This is a genomic window from Oricola indica, assembly GCF_965227485.1.
Classification (GTDB): Bacteria; Pseudomonadota; Alphaproteobacteria; order Rhizobiales; family Rhizobiaceae; genus Oricola; species Oricola indica.
In genome coordinates, this window is record NZ_OZ245747.1 from 2,008,024 (window position 1) to 2,024,953 (window position 16,930).

Annotated in this window: 14 protein-coding genes; 8 read left to right on the forward strand and 6 right to left on the reverse strand. The window is 61.8% G+C overall.

The window, feature by feature from the left end; translation table 11 throughout:
• The first annotated feature begins 2 nt into the window (after positions 1-2).
• The 7 genes from ACQK2M_RS10195 to ACQK2M_RS10225 all read left to right on the forward strand — a co-directional run bounded on the left by ACQK2M_RS10195 (position 3) and on the right by ACQK2M_RS10225 (position 6,822).
• Positions 3-1,070: a LacI family DNA-binding transcriptional regulator gene (locus ACQK2M_RS10195; protein ID WP_223475570.1), complete on the forward strand. Its 1,068-nt coding sequence runs from the start codon at positions 3-5 to the stop codon at positions 1,068-1,070.
• Positions 1,071-1,102: 32 nt separating this feature from the next.
• A complete protein-coding gene (locus ACQK2M_RS10200; RefSeq protein WP_425417710.1) occupies positions 1,103-2,362 on the forward strand; it encodes an ABC transporter substrate-binding protein in 1,260 nt (419 codons plus the stop codon).
• A gap of 65 nt (positions 2,363-2,427) precedes the next feature.
• Entirely contained in the window at positions 2,428-3,498 is a 1,071-nt protein-coding gene (locus tag ACQK2M_RS10205; protein ID WP_425417711.1) for a carbohydrate ABC transporter permease, read from the forward strand.
• The gene (locus ACQK2M_RS10210) at positions 3,498-4,379 is read left to right on the forward strand and encodes a carbohydrate ABC transporter permease (protein ID WP_425417712.1); all 882 of its coding nucleotides are present in this window, start codon (positions 3,498-3,500) and stop codon (positions 4,377-4,379) included. Before ACQK2M_RS10205 ends, ACQK2M_RS10210 begins: the two co-directional genes overlap by 1 nt.
• 29 nt (positions 4,380-4,408) lie before the next feature.
• On the forward strand, positions 4,409-5,404 hold the full coding sequence (locus ACQK2M_RS10215) for a hypothetical protein (RefSeq protein WP_223475566.1): 996 nt from the start codon (positions 4,409-4,411) through the stop codon (positions 5,402-5,404).
• Between the two features lie 10 nt (positions 5,405-5,414).
• Positions 5,415-6,491: an ABC transporter ATP-binding protein gene (locus tag ACQK2M_RS10220; protein WP_223475565.1), complete on the forward strand. Its 1,077-nt coding sequence runs from the start codon at positions 5,415-5,417 to the stop codon at positions 6,489-6,491.
• A gap of 208 nt (positions 6,492-6,699) precedes the next feature.
• A complete protein-coding gene (locus tag ACQK2M_RS10225; RefSeq protein WP_274384718.1) occupies positions 6,700-6,822 on the forward strand; it encodes a hypothetical protein in 123 nt (40 codons plus the stop codon).
• Positions 6,823-6,887: 65 nt separating this feature from the next.
• On the opposite strand, the gene ACQK2M_RS10230 is transcribed toward ACQK2M_RS10225, so the two are convergent.
• The 4 genes from ACQK2M_RS10230 to ACQK2M_RS10245 form a co-directional block, all read right to left on the reverse strand.
• Positions 6,888-8,546 (reverse strand): ABC transporter ATP-binding protein, encoded by a 1,659-nt coding sequence (locus tag ACQK2M_RS10230; protein WP_223475564.1) that lies wholly within the window; start codon positions 8,544-8,546, stop codon positions 6,888-6,890.
• A gap of 1 nt (position 8,547) precedes the next feature.
• Positions 8,548-9,612: an ABC transporter permease gene (locus ACQK2M_RS10235; RefSeq protein ID WP_274384717.1), complete on the reverse strand. Its 1,065-nt coding sequence runs from the start codon at positions 9,610-9,612 to the stop codon at positions 8,548-8,550.
• A gap of 10 nt (positions 9,613-9,622) precedes the next feature.
• Positions 9,623-10,579, reverse strand: coding sequence for an ABC transporter permease (locus ACQK2M_RS10240; protein WP_223475563.1), 957 nt, complete (start codon positions 10,577-10,579; stop codon positions 9,623-9,625).
• A gap of 171 nt (positions 10,580-10,750) precedes the next feature.
• The gene (locus tag ACQK2M_RS10245) at positions 10,751-12,358 is read right to left on the reverse strand and encodes an ABC transporter substrate-binding protein (protein WP_425417713.1); all 1,608 of its coding nucleotides are present in this window, start codon (positions 12,356-12,358) and stop codon (positions 10,751-10,753) included.
• Positions 12,359-12,936: 578 nt separating this feature from the next.
• Between ACQK2M_RS10245 and ACQK2M_RS10250 the strand changes: the two genes are divergently transcribed.
• Complete coding sequence (locus tag ACQK2M_RS10250; protein WP_223475561.1) at positions 12,937-14,505, forward strand: ABC transporter substrate-binding protein; 1,569 nt, start codon at positions 12,937-12,939, stop codon at positions 14,503-14,505.
• Positions 14,506-14,595: 90 nt separating this feature from the next.
• Here the strand turns inward: ACQK2M_RS10250 and ACQK2M_RS10255 are convergent, their stop codons facing one another.
• Both ACQK2M_RS10255 and ACQK2M_RS10260 read right to left on the reverse strand, forming a co-directional pair.
• A complete protein-coding gene (locus ACQK2M_RS10255) occupies positions 14,596-15,618 on the reverse strand; it encodes an amidohydrolase family protein (RefSeq protein WP_425417714.1) in 1,023 nt (340 codons plus the stop codon).
• A 19-nt stretch (positions 15,619-15,637) separates the two neighbouring features.
• A complete protein-coding gene (locus tag ACQK2M_RS10260) occupies positions 15,638-16,915 on the reverse strand; it encodes a TRAP transporter large permease (protein ID WP_425417715.1) in 1,278 nt (425 codons plus the stop codon).
• Positions 16,916-16,930 lie beyond the last annotated feature (15 nt).

Genomic DNA, 16,930 nt, shown 5'->3' on the forward strand with positions numbered 1-16,930 from the left:
GTTTGGCGACCATCTATGATGTTGCCAGGAAGGCCGGCGTATCGCCGAAGACCGTGTCGCGCGTAATGAATGGAGACGCGCCGGTCAATGTGCGTACGCGCGACGCCGTCAAAGCCGCGATGGGCGAGCTCGGCTATGTGCCGTCCCGCGCGGCGCGCGCCATGCGCTCCAACAAGACCGGCCTTGTCGGCCTGATCACCGGCGCCATCAGCACCAGCCCGTCATCGCCCGAATCCTCCGGTCTTCCGGACCTGATTATCGTGCAGGGGATCCAGCGGGTCCTCGCCGAAGCCGGCCTGACGCTGCTTATCTCGGATACTGGCGGCGATCCGGCGAAGATCGGCGAACTGACGCGCACCTTCGCGCAGCATCGCGTCGAGGGGCTGATCTACGTTGCCGATTACCACCGCGAGGTCGTCCTGCCGGACAGCGCGCGGGGCGAAACCATGATCCTCGTCAACTGCTTCGACAAGACGGGGACACCCTGCGTCCTCCCGGACGACCGGCTCGGTCAGCGCGCGCTGGTCGCGCGGCTGATCGAAGCCGGCCACCGCCGTATCGGGTTCCTGACGCTGCCGGAGGACCTGGTCGCTTGCGGTTTGCGCAATGCGGGCTATCGCGACGCGCTGGAGGAAGCCGGGATTGCCTATGATCCGGCGCTGGTGGTCGCGGCCGGCCTGCATCACAGCGGACCGCGCGAAAACGTCCTGATCGGCGAGGCCATCGACCGGATGATGCAACTGGAGGAGCCGCCGACGGTCCTGTGCTGCGGCAACGACCGCATGGCGCTGCAGGTCTACGGCATCCTGCGCAGCCGGGGCATCGCGGTCCCCGACGACATCTCAGTCGCCGGCTTCGACGACTACAAGCTTATTTCCGAAACGCTTTATCCGCCGCTCACGACGGCGGTGCTTCCCTATCAGGCAATGGGCGAGACGGCGGCGCGAATGCTGCTGCAGCGCCTGCGCACGGAGGGGCCGGTCGAACCGGATTCCCCGCCACTGATCAGCGGTCCGGTTGTCTGGCGCCAATCGGTCACCGTGAGAGACGAACGCGCCTCTGCGGGATGATTTCCCGTTTCTGTCACCGAGGAGGAGTACTCATGAGAAAGACATCCATTTTCGCCACTGCATTGCTCGCATCCGTGTCGCTGTCGCACGCGGCGCTCGCACAGACCGAATTGAGCATGTGGTATCACGGCGCCGGCAACGAGGTGGAATCGAAGTTGATCAATCAGATCGTCGATGACTTCAATGCCAGCCAGGAGGACTGGGAAGTCGTTCTGGAGAGCTTCCCGCAGGGATCCTACAACGACTCCATCGTCGCGGCGGCGCTGGCCGGCAACCTTCCCGACATCATCGATGTCGATGGGCCGATCATGCCGAACTGGGCTTGGTCCGGCTATATGCAGCCGCTTCCCATCGATGAGAGCGCAATCGCCGACTTCCTGCCGGGCACCAAGGGCTACTGGGATGGCAAGCTCTATTCCATCGGCCTTTGGGATGCCGCCGTGGCGCTCTATGCCCGCGAGTCGACCCTCGAGGAACTTGGCCTGCGCCGTCCGACGCTGGACGAGCCTTGGACCAGTGATGAGTTCATGGCCGCGCTCAAGGCCGCCAAGGACAGCGGAAACTACAAGTTCGCCCTCGATCTCGGCATGAACGACCAGGGCGAATGGTATCCGTATGCCTTCGCGCCGTTCCTGTGGTCCTATGGCGGCGGCATCGTCGACCGCGAGACCTACCAGACCGCCGAGGGCGTGCTGAACGGCGATGCCGGACTGGCATTCGGCGAATGGTGGCAGTCGCTTTTCACCGAGGGCTATGCGCCCGGCACCAGCGAGGACCCGGCCGACCAGCAGCGCGGCTTCATCGAGGGCGATTTCGCCTTCCAGTGGAACGGCAACTGGCGCGCGGTGGCGACGCTCGACGAGGTCGATGACGTCGTCTTCCTGCCGGCGCCCGATTTCGGCGAGGGCAACAAGATCGGCGGCGGTTCCTGGCAGTTCGGCATCTCGGCGACCTCCGAACATGCGGACGGCGCGGCACAGTTCATCGAGTTCGCGCTGCAGGACGAGTATCTCGCCGCGTTTTCCGATGCGATTGGCCTGATCCCGTCCACGCCGAGCGCCGCCAAGATGACCAAGAACTACGCGGAGGGCGGACCGCTTGAAGCATTCTTCGCGCTTTCCGAGGAGCAGGCCGTCCTGCGTCCGGTGACGCCGGGCTACGTGGTCCAGTCCAAGGTCTTCACGAAGACGCTCGCGGACATCGCCAATGGCGCTGACGTGGCCGACACGCTGGATGCCGCCGTCGACGAGATCGACGCCGACATCGAGAAGAACAGCGGCTACGGCCACTAAGCCGATGCGATGGCGGGCCGCGTTTCCGGCGCGGCCCGCCTGACTTTCAAGGGCGGAGGACGGTCATGACATCGAAACTGACGACATCGAACCGCACGGGCTGGCTGTTCGCGCTGCCTGCGGTCGGTCTGATCGCGCTTTTCATCATCGTGCCGTTTTTCCTCGCCTTCGGATTTTCCCTGACGAACCAGCGGCTGATCTCGCCCAATCCGACCGAATATGTCGGCTTCGAAAACTATGAGAGCCTGCTCGGGCTTGCCGTGATCACGCTCGAACCGGAGCGCGACAACGGCGGCAATATCGTGCGCGACGAGGAAGGGCAGCCGGAATATCCGCGCGTGCGCACCATCACGCGCAGCGACGACTATCCTCAATATCGCGGCATGCGCGAATGGTTTCGATGGCAATCGGGCAACAATGCGCGGGTGGTGATCGCGGGCGACGTGATCTTCATGAAGGCGCTGGTCAACACGCTCACTTTCGTGTTCGTCGTGGCGCCCGTGCAGGGCGGGCTGGCGCTTTGCCTGGCACTGCTGATCAATCAGAAACTGCGTGGAATCAATGTCTTCCGAACGGTTTTTTTCATGCCGGTCGTGGTGTCGATCGTGGTCGTGTCGCTGCTCTGGCGTTTCATCTATGACGGCAATGACGGGCTGTTGAACAATATCCTGCAGGGGCTGACCTTCGGATTGTTCGAGCCGGTGGACTGGCTCGGCAATACCGACACGGCGCTGGGGTCTATCATCGCCATGTCGATCTGGCAGGCGGTCGGGTTCCACATGGTGATCTGGCTGTCCGGGCTTCAGACCATCTCGCCGACGCTCTACGAGGCGGCCGAGATCGAGGGCGCGTCGAAGTGGCAGGCATTCCGCTATGTGACGTGGCCGGGGCTGCGCAACACGGCGGTTCTCGTGCTGATCGTCATTACCATGCAGTCCTTCGCGGTCTTTGCGCAGGTCGATGTGATGACCAATGGCGGTCCGCTTGATTCCACCCAGACGCTGGTCTTCCAGGCCGTCGAACGCGGCTATGGCAAGCAGGACATTTCAGGCGGATCGACGATCTCGGTGATCCTGTTCCTGGTCGTTCTCGCCATCTCGCTGCTGCAGCGCTACCTGACGCGGGAGAAGGCGTAATGGCAATCGTTACACAGGACAATCACGGCCTGCGACTGGCCGTGCGCTATCTGGTTCTGATCCTGGTCGCGCTCGTCTTCATGTTCCCGCTGGTGTTCATGCTGGTTTCGTCGCTCAAGCCGACGGCGCAACTTCTCAGCGACACCTCGTCGTTGCGCGCCTTCCTGCCGGTCGGCGACATCAGTCTCGAAAACTATGCGGCGGCCTTCCGGCGCGCGCCGATCGGCCTGTTCGTCTTCAATTCGATTTTCATCACCTTGGTGACCGTCTGCGCATCGCTGTTCTTGTGTTCGCTGGCGGCGTTCTCGTTCACCTATCTCAACTGGAAGGGGAGCGGCATCGTCCTTTGGGTGATTCTGGCGACGCTGATCATACCGTTCGAGACGATCGCCATTCCGCTTCTTTTATGGGTGTCGCGGCTGCCATGGGTCGGCATGGAGGGGATCGAGTTCGGCTGGCTGAATACCTATCACGTGCAGATCGTGCCGTGGATCGCGGATGCGCTGACGGTCTTTCTCTTTGTGCAGTTTTTCAAGGACTTGCCGCGCGAACTGATCGAAGCGGCGCGTGCAGAGGGGGCGTCGTGGTGGCAAATCTATCGCCGTGTGGTGATGCCGCTGTCTGGCCCGGTTCTGGCGACCGCGGCGATCCTGAAATCGCTGAAGATGTATAACGAGCAATATCTGTGGCCGCTGATCGTCGTCCAGGACGAGGCGCATCGGCCGATCATGGTCGGGCTCGGCTATTTCTTCCAGCTCAACGTCGCCTGGGGCGAGGTGATGGCCTATCTCTCCGTGATCACCATACCGGTGCTGGCGTTCTATCTCGTCCTTCAACGCGCCTTTATCGCCTCGATCGCATCGACCGGCGTCAAAGGCTGACGCTTACCCGAAAGGAAACACGTTCAATCATGGTTTTGGCGCTCGACGACAAGTGGATCTGGGACAGCTGGTATGTTCGCGACGGCGATAGCTGGCACGCCTTCTTCCTGCAGGCGGACAAGGCGCTCGAAGACCCGGATTTGCGGCACTGGAATGTCAGCCAGGGCCATGCGACCAGCACGGACCTGTCGAACTGGTCGCATCTGGGCACCTGTTTCGCCCCGGCGGACAGGCCGGCCTGGGACGATTACACGACATGGACGGGCTCGGTCGTGCGCGACGATGAAGGGCTTTGGCACCTGTTCTACACCGGCACCTGTCATGCCGAGGACGGCCTGATCCAGCGCATCGGTCATGCTACGTCGCGGGATTTGCACAGCTGGAAACGGGTTGGCGACGGCCTGTGCCTCGACTTGGCCGGACCGACGGCGGAGGCCTATGAGGTCGATCACGCGCAGGGATTCTGGCACGACCGCGCGATGCGTGACCCGTGGGTGATGCGCGATCCGGCGGGAGACGGGTGGCTGATGTATTTCACCGCGCGCGCTCCCGGCATCGCGGAGCCGAATGGCGGTGGCGCGATCGGTTTCGCCACTTCGCCCGATCTCCATCAATGGACATTGCAGGAGCCGGTCTTCATCGGCGGTTTCGGCCAGTTGGAGGTGCCGGAGGTCTTCGAAAAGAATGGCCGGTGGTACTGCCTGTTCTGTACGGCGGCGGAGCATTTTTCCAAGGACCAGGCGGAGGCCACGCCGGGCGGTCCGGTCACGGGAACGCATTACCTGATAGCCGACGATCCGCGCGGGCCCTGGCGGATCGCGCCCGGCCCGTTTCTCGACGGCGCGCGGCCATGCCGGCGCTACGCCGCGCGAATCGTTCATACCGATACGGGCATGATGATCATGGGTTTTGCCGACCGCCCGGAGGGCAAGGGCTTCGTCGGCCATATCATGGATCCGGAGCCGGTCATCATCGACGAAGACGGATTGTTGAAAGTGGTCTCGCCGGCCGGTCCGGCGGCCTGAGGAGGAAGTCATGGCGGACGTATCGCTGAAACAGGTGCGCAAGAGCTACGGCAATGTCGAGGTCATCAAGGGCGTCGACATCGAGATCGAGGACGGCGAATTCGTCGTCTTCGTCGGGCCGTCGGGCTGCGGGAAATCGACCTTGCTGCGCATGATCGCCGGGCTGGAGGATATCACGTCGGGAACGCTGGAAATCGGCGGCCGGGTGGTCAACGACGTACAGCCGAAGGATCGCGGGATCGCGATGGTCTTCCAGACATACGCGATCTTTCCGCACATGTCGGTGCGCGAGAACGTCGCCTTCGGCCTGACCATCGCCGGCGCCTCGAAGGAAGAGAAGGATCGCAAGGCGCTGGAAGCGGCGCGCATTCTCCAGATGGAGCATCTGCTCGACCGCCGGCCGTCGCAATTGTCCGGTGGGCAACGCCAGCGCGTCGCCATCGGCCGTGCGATCGTGCGCGATCCCGAGGTCTTCCTGTTCGACGAACCGCTGTCCAATCTCGACGCCGCGCTGCGGATGGACATGCGTATGGAGATCGGCAAGCTGCACAAGCATTTGAGTGCCACGATGGTCTATGTCACGCATGACCAGGTCGAGGCGATGACGCTGGCGGACAAGATCGTTGTGCTGCGCGACGGGATCGTGCAGCAGATCGGCGCGCCGATGGATCTCTATCACAATCCGGCGAACCTCTTCGTTGCCGGTTTCATCGGCTCTCCCGCGATGAATTTCATGGATGTCGAGGTGCTGGACCAATCCGCCGATGGTGTGACCGTGAAGGCGCCGGCGCTCGATCCGGTCAAGCTGCCGGGGGTGGGCGAGGCCTTTACCGCCAATTCGAAAGCGAAGCTGGGGATTCGTCCGCAATACCTTTCCGTGGCGCCCGACACCCATGCGGGCGCACTGCACGGCAAGGTCGCGCTGGTGGAACGGCTGGGCACCGAAACCGTCGTCAATGTCGAACTGACGCGGGGCGGGCGCATCGTCGCGGCTTTGGCCGAAGACCGGCCGCTTGAACTGGGCACCGATATCGCGCTGGGTTTCGATCCGGGACAGGCGCATTTGTTCAATGAAACAAATACTTAAGCCAAGCGGTTCCGGCCGCGGGGCCATTGCATGAAGGCAATATTAACGCCTGTGTGATACGTGTTGGCGAGAGGGGTTCACCATGCGCAACCCAGCTTTACTGAATGCGCATAGTTTTTCCCGGAATTATGCTTGAAATGGCGATTTGAATGGCATAGGTGCCGGGGAGAACGATGACCTCCCATTCCCGAGCCGGTAGGAGATTGAAATGCTGACACGCGACGATCTTATCCGCGAATATCGCAACCGCAGTGGGAGTCTGCCTGCATTGGCCATCGTGTATCTCGCCATCGTTGGAACGATGGCCGGCACGGCAATGGCCATCATGTGATTTGCCGGCCGCCGAAGCGGCCGGATCAATCCCACTTTACCGAACGAATTCCGGCACCGCGGACGTCAAACGTCCGCGGCGTCTCCGATGTTGTCGACACCGCGCTCTTCGAGCAGGGTGGTCAGCCAGTTCGGGTCCATCTCCGGCACCGACGAGAGAAGCAGGTCGGTGTAAGGATGATGCGGCGGCGTGAACATCTCTTCCTTCGGCCCCTGTTCGACCACCTTGCCGTTCTGCATCACGACGACTTCGTCGGCGATTGAACGCACGGTCGCGAGATCGTGGGTGATGAACATATAGGCGAGGCCGAGTTCCTTCTGGAGCCTGTCGAGAAGCTTCAGGATGCCTTCCGCCACCAGCTGGTCGAGTGCGCTGGTCACCTCGTCGCAGATGATGAAATCCGGTTCGGCCGCAAGCGCCCGGGCTATGCCGATACGCTGTTTCTGGCCGCCCGAAAGTTCCGGCGGATAGCGGTTGTAGAACTTCGCGGGCTCGAGTTCGATCAGGTCGAGCAGTTCATCGACCCTCTGCTTGAGCGCCTGTCCCCTGAGACCTGAATAGAACTGCGCGGGCCGCCCGATGATCTCGTTGATCCGCACCTTGGGATTCAAGGCGGTATCGGCCATCTGGTAGATCATCTGCGCCTGGCGGAGCTGGTCGCGCTTGCGGTCCTGGTAGCGCGGCGGCAGCGGTTCGCCCTTGAACAGGACTTCGCCGCTCGACGGCGGAAGCAGGCCGGTAATCACGCGCGCGGTGGTCGATTTGCCCGAGCCGGATTCGCCGACGACGGCCACGGTCATGCCCGGATAGACGTCGAACGAGACATCGTCGAGAACCTTGACGCCGCCCGTATAGGCCGCATCGACATTCTTGACCGAAATGACCGGCAATGTGCCGTCGGTAGGGCGCGACTTCTGCGGCCGCTGGAAGCTGCGCACCGCCCACAGGCTCTTGGTGTAGTCTTCCTGCGGGTTGTCGAGCATCTGCTCCGTCGGAGCCTCCTCGACTTCCTCGCCGCGGAGCAGCACCTTGATCGTGTCGGCCATCTGCGCGACGACCGCCAGGTCGTGTGTGATGTAGATCGCCGCCGTGTTGAACTGGTCGACGATGTCGCGGATTGCGGCCAGAACCTCGATCTGCGTCGTCACGTCGAGCGCGGTCGTCGGCTCGTCGAAAATGATCAGGTCGGGCCGGCAGGCCATCGCCATGGCGGTCATCGCCCGCTGAAGCTGGCCGCCCGACACCTGGTGCGGGTAGCGGAAGCCGATTTCCTGCGGGTTGGGCAGACGCAGGCGCTCATAGAGCTCCATCGCGTCTTCCTGCGCTTCCATCCGTTTCTGGATCCGGTAGTGGACCGGCGCTTCGGTGTGCTGGTCGATGATCTTGTGCGCGGGGTTGAACGACGCGGCGGCCGACTGGGCCACATAAGCGATCCGGGAGCCGCGAAGGGCGCGCCTTTCCGACTCGGTCGCCGTTGTCAGTTCCATGCCGTCGAACTCGATGGAGCCGTCGGAGATCCGCGTGCCGTCACGGGCATAGCCCATGGCGGCAGCGCCGATCGTTGACTTGCCGGCACCGGATTCGCCGATCAGCCCCATCACTTCGCCGCGGTGCAGCGTCAGATCCACGCCCTTGATGATGGGTACCCAGGTCTCGTCCGAGTAGCCCTCGATTTTCAGGTCCCGGATCTCGAGAAGGACATCCTTGTCGGAAAATTTGGTCATCTTATTGCTCCTTCAGGCCAGAGGACCGGAACAGCATCCAGTCGACCACGAAGTTCACGGCGACCGTCAGCAAGGCGATCGCTGCCGCGGGGATCAGGGGTGTGATGTCGCCGAACGAGATCAGCGTCGCATTCTCGCGCACCATCGACCCCCAGTCGGCGGTCGGCGGCTGGATGCCGAGGCCGAGGAAGCTCAGACCGGCGATCAGCAGGAACACGAAGCAGAATTCTAGACCGAACTCGGCCACCAGAGGCGCCGTGGAATTCGGCAGGATTTCCCGTCGGATCAGGTACCAGTCTCCTTCACCGCGCAGCTTTGCCGCCTCGATGTAATCCATCACGACGATGTTGCCGGCGACGGCGCGGGTGAGGCGGAACACGCGGGGCGAGTAGATAACCGCCACGACGATCACGATCACACCGAGATTGGTGCCGAAGATCGACAGCATGAGCAGCGCGAAGATGAGCGAGGGAATCGACATGATGACGTCGGCGAGGCGGCCCATCAGCTGGTCGAACCAGCCGCCCTTGACCGCTGCCATCAGCCCGGCGAACGCGCCCATGAAGAAGGCGAGGAGCGTTGCAACGAGCGCGAGCCCGACGGAGTTTCGCGCGCCGTAAATGATACGGCTGAAGATATCGCGTCCAAGCTGGTCAGCGCCGAGAAGCATGTTCTCGTCCGGCGGTGCGAATGCCGAGGAGATGACCTCGGATTCGCCATGCGGCGCGATCCACGGGGCGAAGATGGCGGCGATCGCATAGGTGAAGATCACGAACATGCCGAACGAGGCGGTCAGCGGGGCCGTGCGAAGCTCCTTGGCCAGCGCCGGTTTCGAGATCAGGATCAGGAACTCCTTGAAGGCGTAGGACGTGCCCGCCGCCAGAGCCAGTGCGCCGGCGAAGGTGGTGACCGCGCGAAGTGCCGGAACGCCGCCGATGATGCCGATAATGAACGACACGAGCGTCAGCGAGAACAGAAGCATGAAGGCACCATGCTTCTTGTAGTAGGCCGCGAGGCAGGAGGCCGCGATCAGCGCAGCGTAGTATCCAATAACAAAAATGCTCATTTCGCCGCCCTCACTTCGGATGCCGCAGACGCGGGTTCGTCAGGATTGCCCCGACATCCGCCATAAGGTTCAAAAGAATGAACGTCGCCGCGAAAATCAGGCAGCAGGCCTGCACGATCGGGAAATCGCGCTTGGCGACCGCGTCGACCAGAAGCTGGCCGATCCCAGGATAGACGAACACGACTTCCACGAGCACGACACCCGTGATGAGATAGGCCAGGTTCAGCGCCACGACGTTGATAATGGGCGCCCAGGCGTTCGGCAGGGCGTGTCTGACGATAACCTTCCAGGGCGGCGTGCCCTTGAGCCGGGCCATCTCGATATAGGGTGACGCCAAAAGGTTGATGATCGCGGCACGGGTCATGCGCATCATGTGCGCGGTCACCACGAGCACGAGCGTGAGCGCCGGCAGGAACGTTCGGTGCAGAAGTTCGAAAAAGCCCATATCGCTCTTCAGACTGGCGAGAGCCGGGAACATGCCGGTCTTCACCGAGAGGTAGAGGATCAGGATGTAGCCGAGGAAGAACTCCGGCGACGAGATCGACGTCAGGGTCAGCACGTTCGCGACGCGATCGAAAAGCGTATTGCGAAGCAGGGCGACGACAACGCCGAGAACGATCGATATCGGAACGGCGATGGCCGCCGCGTAGGCGGCGAGGAACAGCGTGTTGATGAAACGTTCGCTGATGGCGGAGCTGACCCGGTCTCCGGAAACCAGGGAGACGCCGAAATCACCCTGAACAGCGCCGGCAAGCCAATCGAGGTAGCGCACGGGGGCAGGGCGGTCGAGGCCAAGCTGCTGGCGCATGGCGTTTACGGTTTCTTCCGTCGCGCCTTGTCCCAGAACCGCTTGCGCGATGTCTCCGGGCAAGAGTTCGACCGCGAAGAAGATCAGGATTGAAACGACCAAAAGCGTTAACAATCCCAGCCCCAGTCGCTTAAAGACCAGGCTAGTCAAATCCCCCATCTGTCCCTCCAGACATAATTTCCGGCTGAGTTTGCCGGTTATACTCTATTCGATCGCATGACGGACGGATAGCCGCCGCAATGCGTCTGCTCATGACCCTGCTGAAACTGTTTTCCCGGATGGGCCACAAGCGGGTCGGCCCGGCGCGTCGTCGCGCCGGGCCGTAGCTTGTCAGTCGTTGAACCACCAGCGGCTCGCCGCGCGCGCGCCGTCGCTTTCCCAGCTTGCCGCCAGGTTTTCCGGTGTTCCGACATTGGCGCGAGCGCCGTAGACGAAGTTGTTGAAGAACGGAATGATCGTGCCGCCGTCGTCGCGGGCCAGCATCGCCATTTCGCGGTACATCTCGGCACGCAGCGTGTCGTCAAGTTCCGACTTCGCCTGAAGCAGAAGCTCGTTGAAACGCTCGTTCTGCCAATGGGACTCGTTCCACGCGGCGTCGTCCTTGTAGGCCAGCGTGTACATCACGTCCGGCGTCGGGCGCGCGCCCCAGGAGACAAGGCAGAACGGCTTCTTGAGCCAGACATCGGAGTAGTATCCGTCGTTTGGCTCGCGCACCACATTGATGGTGATGCCCGCGGCCTTTGCCTGCTCGGCGTAAAGCACCGCCATGTCGACAGCGCCGGCGCTGACGCTGTCGGCTGTCGAAATGCTGACGGTGAGGCCTTCGGCGCCCGCCTTCTTGAGCAGCGACTTGGCCTGGTCCGGATCGTATTCACGCTGCGGAATGTCGTCGGGCCAGTAGGGCTGTGCTGGCGAATGGTGGAAGTCGTTGCCCTTCGTCGCGGCGCCGAACAGGATCTTCTCGATAATATCGTCGCGATCGATCGAAAGTTTCAGCGCGTTGCGGACGTCGACATTGTCGAAGGGCGCGGTGTCGCAGAACATCGGCATGGTGATCGCACCCGCGGACGGGACGTTGAGCACGTTGATGTTCGGATCACGCTGCAGCAGCGCCATCGTCTTCAGATCGACCTGCGACACGGAATCGACGTCGCCGGTGACGAGCGCGGTCTGGCGGGCGTTCGGATCGTTGAGCGTGATCATCTCGACCTTGTCGAAATACGCGCCTTCGCGATGCCAGCCGTCATGCCGGCTCAGGCTGAACTGTACGCCGAACTCGCCATTGTCGATCTTGTAGGGACCGGAGCCATCGCCCGATTTCCAGTCGCTCGTGCCGTCGTCATTGGCCGGACAGATCGCCAGATGATAGTCGGTCATCAGCCACGGGAAGTCCGCATTGCCGCGGCTCAGCGCGACCTTGACGACATAGTCGCCGTCCTTGGTGATGTCGGTCACGTCGGTCAAAAGCGCTTTGGCCGCCGAAGTGGTATCGTCGCCGCGATGGTGGTTGAGCGAGGCGATGACATCGTCCGCCGTGACCTTCTTGCCGCTGTGGAAGCTGGCGTTCTCGGTCAGTTTGAAGGTCCACTCCGAAGCGTCTTCGGACGCTTCCCAGCTGTCGGCCAGATCCGGTCCGAGCGAGCCGTCGCCATTGATCATCGTCAGATAGGAACGATGGGTATGGGCGAGGAAGATCATGACGCGGGTCAGATAGGTGCCCGGGTCGTGGGTGTCGGAGGTGTTGCCGTCATGGATGCCCCAACGAAAAGTGCCGCCGCTCTTGGGTTGAGCTGCGGCACTGGTGGTCCAGAGGCCTGTCGCAGTCGACGCCGTAAGACCGGCGGCAACCGAATAATGCATGAAATCCCGGCGCGAAATTCGACCCTTGCGGGCTTCCTCGGCGATCCGGTCGATAAGATTCTGGTTCTTTTTCGACATGTGTTCTCCCTAAATCACATCGTATCTTTGGTCATAAACGTGTGGTTTCCCAATCAAGAGCGTCACCCGCTCACCGAATTGACGAAAGCCTGTTTACGACATGCATTTAGCAAAACACGAAGTCGGCGACTGATCCACCCCCAAAAGGCGGCGTTTTTCAATGGCATTTGCGACAAGGTATAAAAGTTGTTTTGAAGTGCTGTATGTAATTCTCCAGTGGTGAAACATGTAACTGTCTCGTAGTTCCAGAATTTGCTTCGCTTCAAGATACGCCGGAAAATTCCGGCTTTTCACGGTGTGCGGCGCCGATCTTCGTCGGAGGAGGCGACGCGAAAGGACGTGATTCCTGTGGCAAACGGTTCAGATGACAACGCAAATCTCGAATATGGTTCCGATCGATGGTGGAAATCGCGCGCGCGTCCCACCCGGATGGGTTGTGCCGGACTGGCTGGATGAAACCATTCCAATCGCGACAAGAATATTCTACCCTCCTGTCGCAGCGAGACAAAAGTCAGGCGGCACGCACATTTCGTGGCGGGCCGCCCGCATCTTTCGATCGCCGAAATCAGGGAGAAATCATGAACACGTCAAGCAATCCAACTCTCAAGCATGGGCCGACGCGCCGTACGGTGCTCGCCGGCGGCGTGGCACTCACCGGCCTTGCGGCCACGGGCCTCGGCATGCAGCCTGCGCGCGCCCAGAAACGCGGCGGCACGATCCGCGTCGCGAAGGGCCACGGGCAGAGCAACGACACGCTCGATCCGGGCACGTTTATCAACGGCTTCACGGTCGCGCTTTCCTACGGCATGCACGGCTTCCTGACGGGCGTCGGCACCGACGGCTCGGTCGAACCGTCTCTCGCCGAAAGCTGGGAAGCGAGCCCGGACGCGAAGTCGTGGAGCTTCAAGATCCGCAAGGGCGTCGTGTTTCATTCCGGCAAGCCGCTGACGCTCGAAGACGTCGTCGTTTCGATCAATCACCACCGCGGAGAGGATACGACGTCCGCGGCCGCACCGATCGTTGCGGGCATCACCGGCATCCGCACTGAGGGCGATGACACGGTCATCTTCGATCTCGAAAGCGGCAATGCCGACTTCCCCTTCGTCTTCACCGACTACCATCTCGCGATTCTTCCCGCGAAGGACGGCAAGGTGGACTGGCAGGCCAAGGATGGCTGCGGCCCCTACAAGCTGGTCGAGTTCAATCCGGGCGTCGTCGCGCGCTTCGAGCGCCATACCGAAGACTGGACCGACGAGCGCGGCTTCTTTGAAGCCGTCGAGATGCTCTCCATCGTCGACCTGAATGCGCGCACCACGGCGCTTGTTTCCGGTGACGTCCATTCCATCGACAAGCTCGATCTCAAGACGGTCGGTTTGCTTGGGCGCAAGCCGGGCATCGAGATCAATTCGGTGGCGGGACCGCAATATTACACCTTCGCCGCGCACACCAACACGGCGCCGTTCGATGACGTGAATGTGCGGATGGCGCTGAAGCATTCGATCAATCGCGAGGAAATCGTCGACAAGATCCTGTTCGGCCACGGCACCGTCGGCAACGACAACCCGATCGGACCGAGCTATCGCTTCCACAACCCGGATCTCCCGCAGATCGAGTTCGATCCGGACAAGGCGAAGTTCTACCTCAAGGAAGCCGGGCTCGACAGTCTCAGCGTGCGGCTTTCCGCGGCCGATGCCGCTTTCCCGGGCGCCGTGGATACGGCGGTCCTGTACCAGAACTCGGCCAAGTCGGCAGGCATCACCATCGATGTGAACCGCGTACCGAATGACGGCTATTGGGCGGATATCTGGCTCAAGGATCCGTTCTGCGCGGTCTATTGGGGCGGCCGACCGACCGAGGACCAGATCTTCTCCACAGCCTATGCCGACGGTGCGGCCTGGAACGAAACCAAGTGGTCCAACGATCGCTTCAACGAGCTTCTCGTGTCGGCGCGCGCCGAACTCGACGAGGACAAGCGCCGCGCGATGTATTACGAGATGCAGGAACTCGTCACGATGGATGGCGGTTCGATCCTGCCGATGTTCGCGAACTTCGTCTTCGCGAATTCGGACAAGATCGTGCATGGCGACATGGCGTCGAACTACGACGTTGATGGCGAGCGCTGGATGGAGCGCTGGTCCTTCGCCTAATGGCTTGCGCGCGGGGTCTTCGCGATCCCGCGCGCCTTTCTGCCTGGCCACCACCGGTTCTCGGCGGCCGCCGGGGCGTTTCCTACTATTTTAATCGAGCCGGTAGGTTCTGACGGCGTTATCGTGAAACAGCCGGGCCTTCTCGTCGGACGAGAAACCCTCGGCGATGCGCTTGAAGGCGTTCCAGATCGTCACATAGGAACAGGATTCCTTGTCGACGGGGAAGTTGCTCTCGAACATGCAGCGTTCGGTTCCGAAGGTTTCAAGGCACCACAGGAAATAGGGCCGCATCGCTTCGGCGAGTTCGCCGGACGAGGGCGGAGCGGGTCGGGTGTGCCAGTCGAAACCGCAGACCGGCATGCCGAGGCCGCCGAGTTTCACCACCACGTTCGGGTATTCGGCCAGCCTGCCGATATAGTGTTTCCAGTAGCTGAAGACGGCTTCGCGCAAAGTCGCGAAAGCGCCGACGCCAAGCGGTCCGCCGATATGGTTGAGGATGATGGTGGTGTCGGGGAAGCTCTGCGCCAGATCGAGAAGGTCTGGCAGCTGATGGTGATAGAGCCACGCCTCGTAGCTCAGGCCGTATCCGGCGAGACAGGCGAAACCGCGGCGAAAGTCCGCGTCCAGCAGCAGTCCGGGTGGGACCGGATTGCGATGCCACAACTCGCCATTCGTGTCCCAGGTAGCGATCTGACGGATGCCGCGAAAGCGCGTGGGGCTTGCCTCCAGATGCGCCTCGAGTAGTGCCCGCACGGCTTCGCCCTGCCTGAATTCGGCGTATCCGACGATTCCGGCAACGATGGCCGAGCCGTCGATTACGTGCCGCCGTTCGCTTTCCTTCGCAATTGCCTCGACAAACTCGGTCTCGCCGACTGCACGCAGGTTTTCCGGCCCGCTATCCCGGTAATGCGACCCGCACTCGATGAAGACAGTCTTGGCGATATTGTGCCCGGACGCGGTGTCGCGCAGCAATTCGTCGAGCAGGTAGCGGGGATAGGCGTGGTTGTCGTCCGTGCGGTTCCACAGATGATGATGCGGATCGCAGATCGGCAGATCAGGATCGATCGCCTCTTCCTGTGTCAGGGCAAGCCAGTCTTCGCCTTTTCCGGTCATGCTTCCTCCGCCCCGGGCATCAGACATACCCCATCAGGCCGGGCAACCACAGGACGACTTCCGGCACGAAGACGGTAAGCAGGAGGACGAGGATCAGGAAGCCGACCCAAGGCAGGATGTCCTTCGACATACGCTCGATGGAGACGTTGGCGATGCCGCCGGTGATGTAGAGGGTCGGGCCGACCGGCGGGGTCAGGAGCCCGATCACCAGGTTGAGCACCACGACAAATCCGAAATGGATGGGATGGAGGCCGTAGGTCATGGCGACCGGCTCGAAGATCGGCACGAGCATGATCATTGCCGGGATCGGCTCCAGGATCATTCCGATCGCGAGGAAGAACGCGGTGGCGCAGATCAGGAAAACCCATTTGTTAGAGGTGAACTCGAGGAACCAGTTCGCCACCGCATCCGGGATGCCAAGAACGGTCAGTTCGAAGGCGACGACGGTGGATGTGCTCAGGATGAGGAAGACCACGCTCATCAGCACGGCCGTGTTGATGAAGGCAGGCACGAGGTCCGATATCTTGAGTTTACGGGTCAGCAGGAAACCGGCGAGGAAAACATAGAGGACGGCGATCGCCGCGGCCTCTGTCGCGGTGAAGATGCCGCCGACGATGCCGCCGATCACGATGATCGGCATCAGCAGGATCGGAAGGCTGCGCAGGAAACTGCGGCGAAGTTCGGCGAAGCTGGTCTTCACCTCCGTCACCGGATGCTTGCGTCGGTGGCTGTAGATGCCGCTCATGACGAGCAGCCCGATCCCGATGATCAGCCCGGGAACGACGCCGGCAACGAACAGCCCGATGACGGAGACATTGCCGAGCAGCGCATAGAAGATCATCGGAATGCTCGGCGGAATGATCGGGCCGACGGTGGAGGAAGCGCCGGTGAGGCAGGCCGCGAAGCTTGGGTCCTTGTATTCGCGCGATATCATCGGGATCATGATACCCCCCGTCGCGCTCGCATCCGCCACGGCCGAGCCGCTGGTCCCGGAAAAGACCATGCTTCCCAGGACATTCACGTAGCCCAGCGATCCGCGGAAGCGGCCGACCAGGAGATTGATGAATTTCAGCATCTCTTCCATGATCCCGGCCGGGCGCATCAGTTCGCCGGCGAGGATGAAGAGCGGGATCGCCAGCAACAGCGACGATTGCTGCGCGATGAAGAGTTTCTGCGCGAACACCATCGGCGGGAAGCCCTGGATGAAGATCATCACGAGGCTGGTCAGCCCGAGGCATACGGCGATCGGAATACCGGCCATCAGGGTGATTGCGAATAGCCCGAGCATCAAAGCCATGGCGGGTCTCCGAAA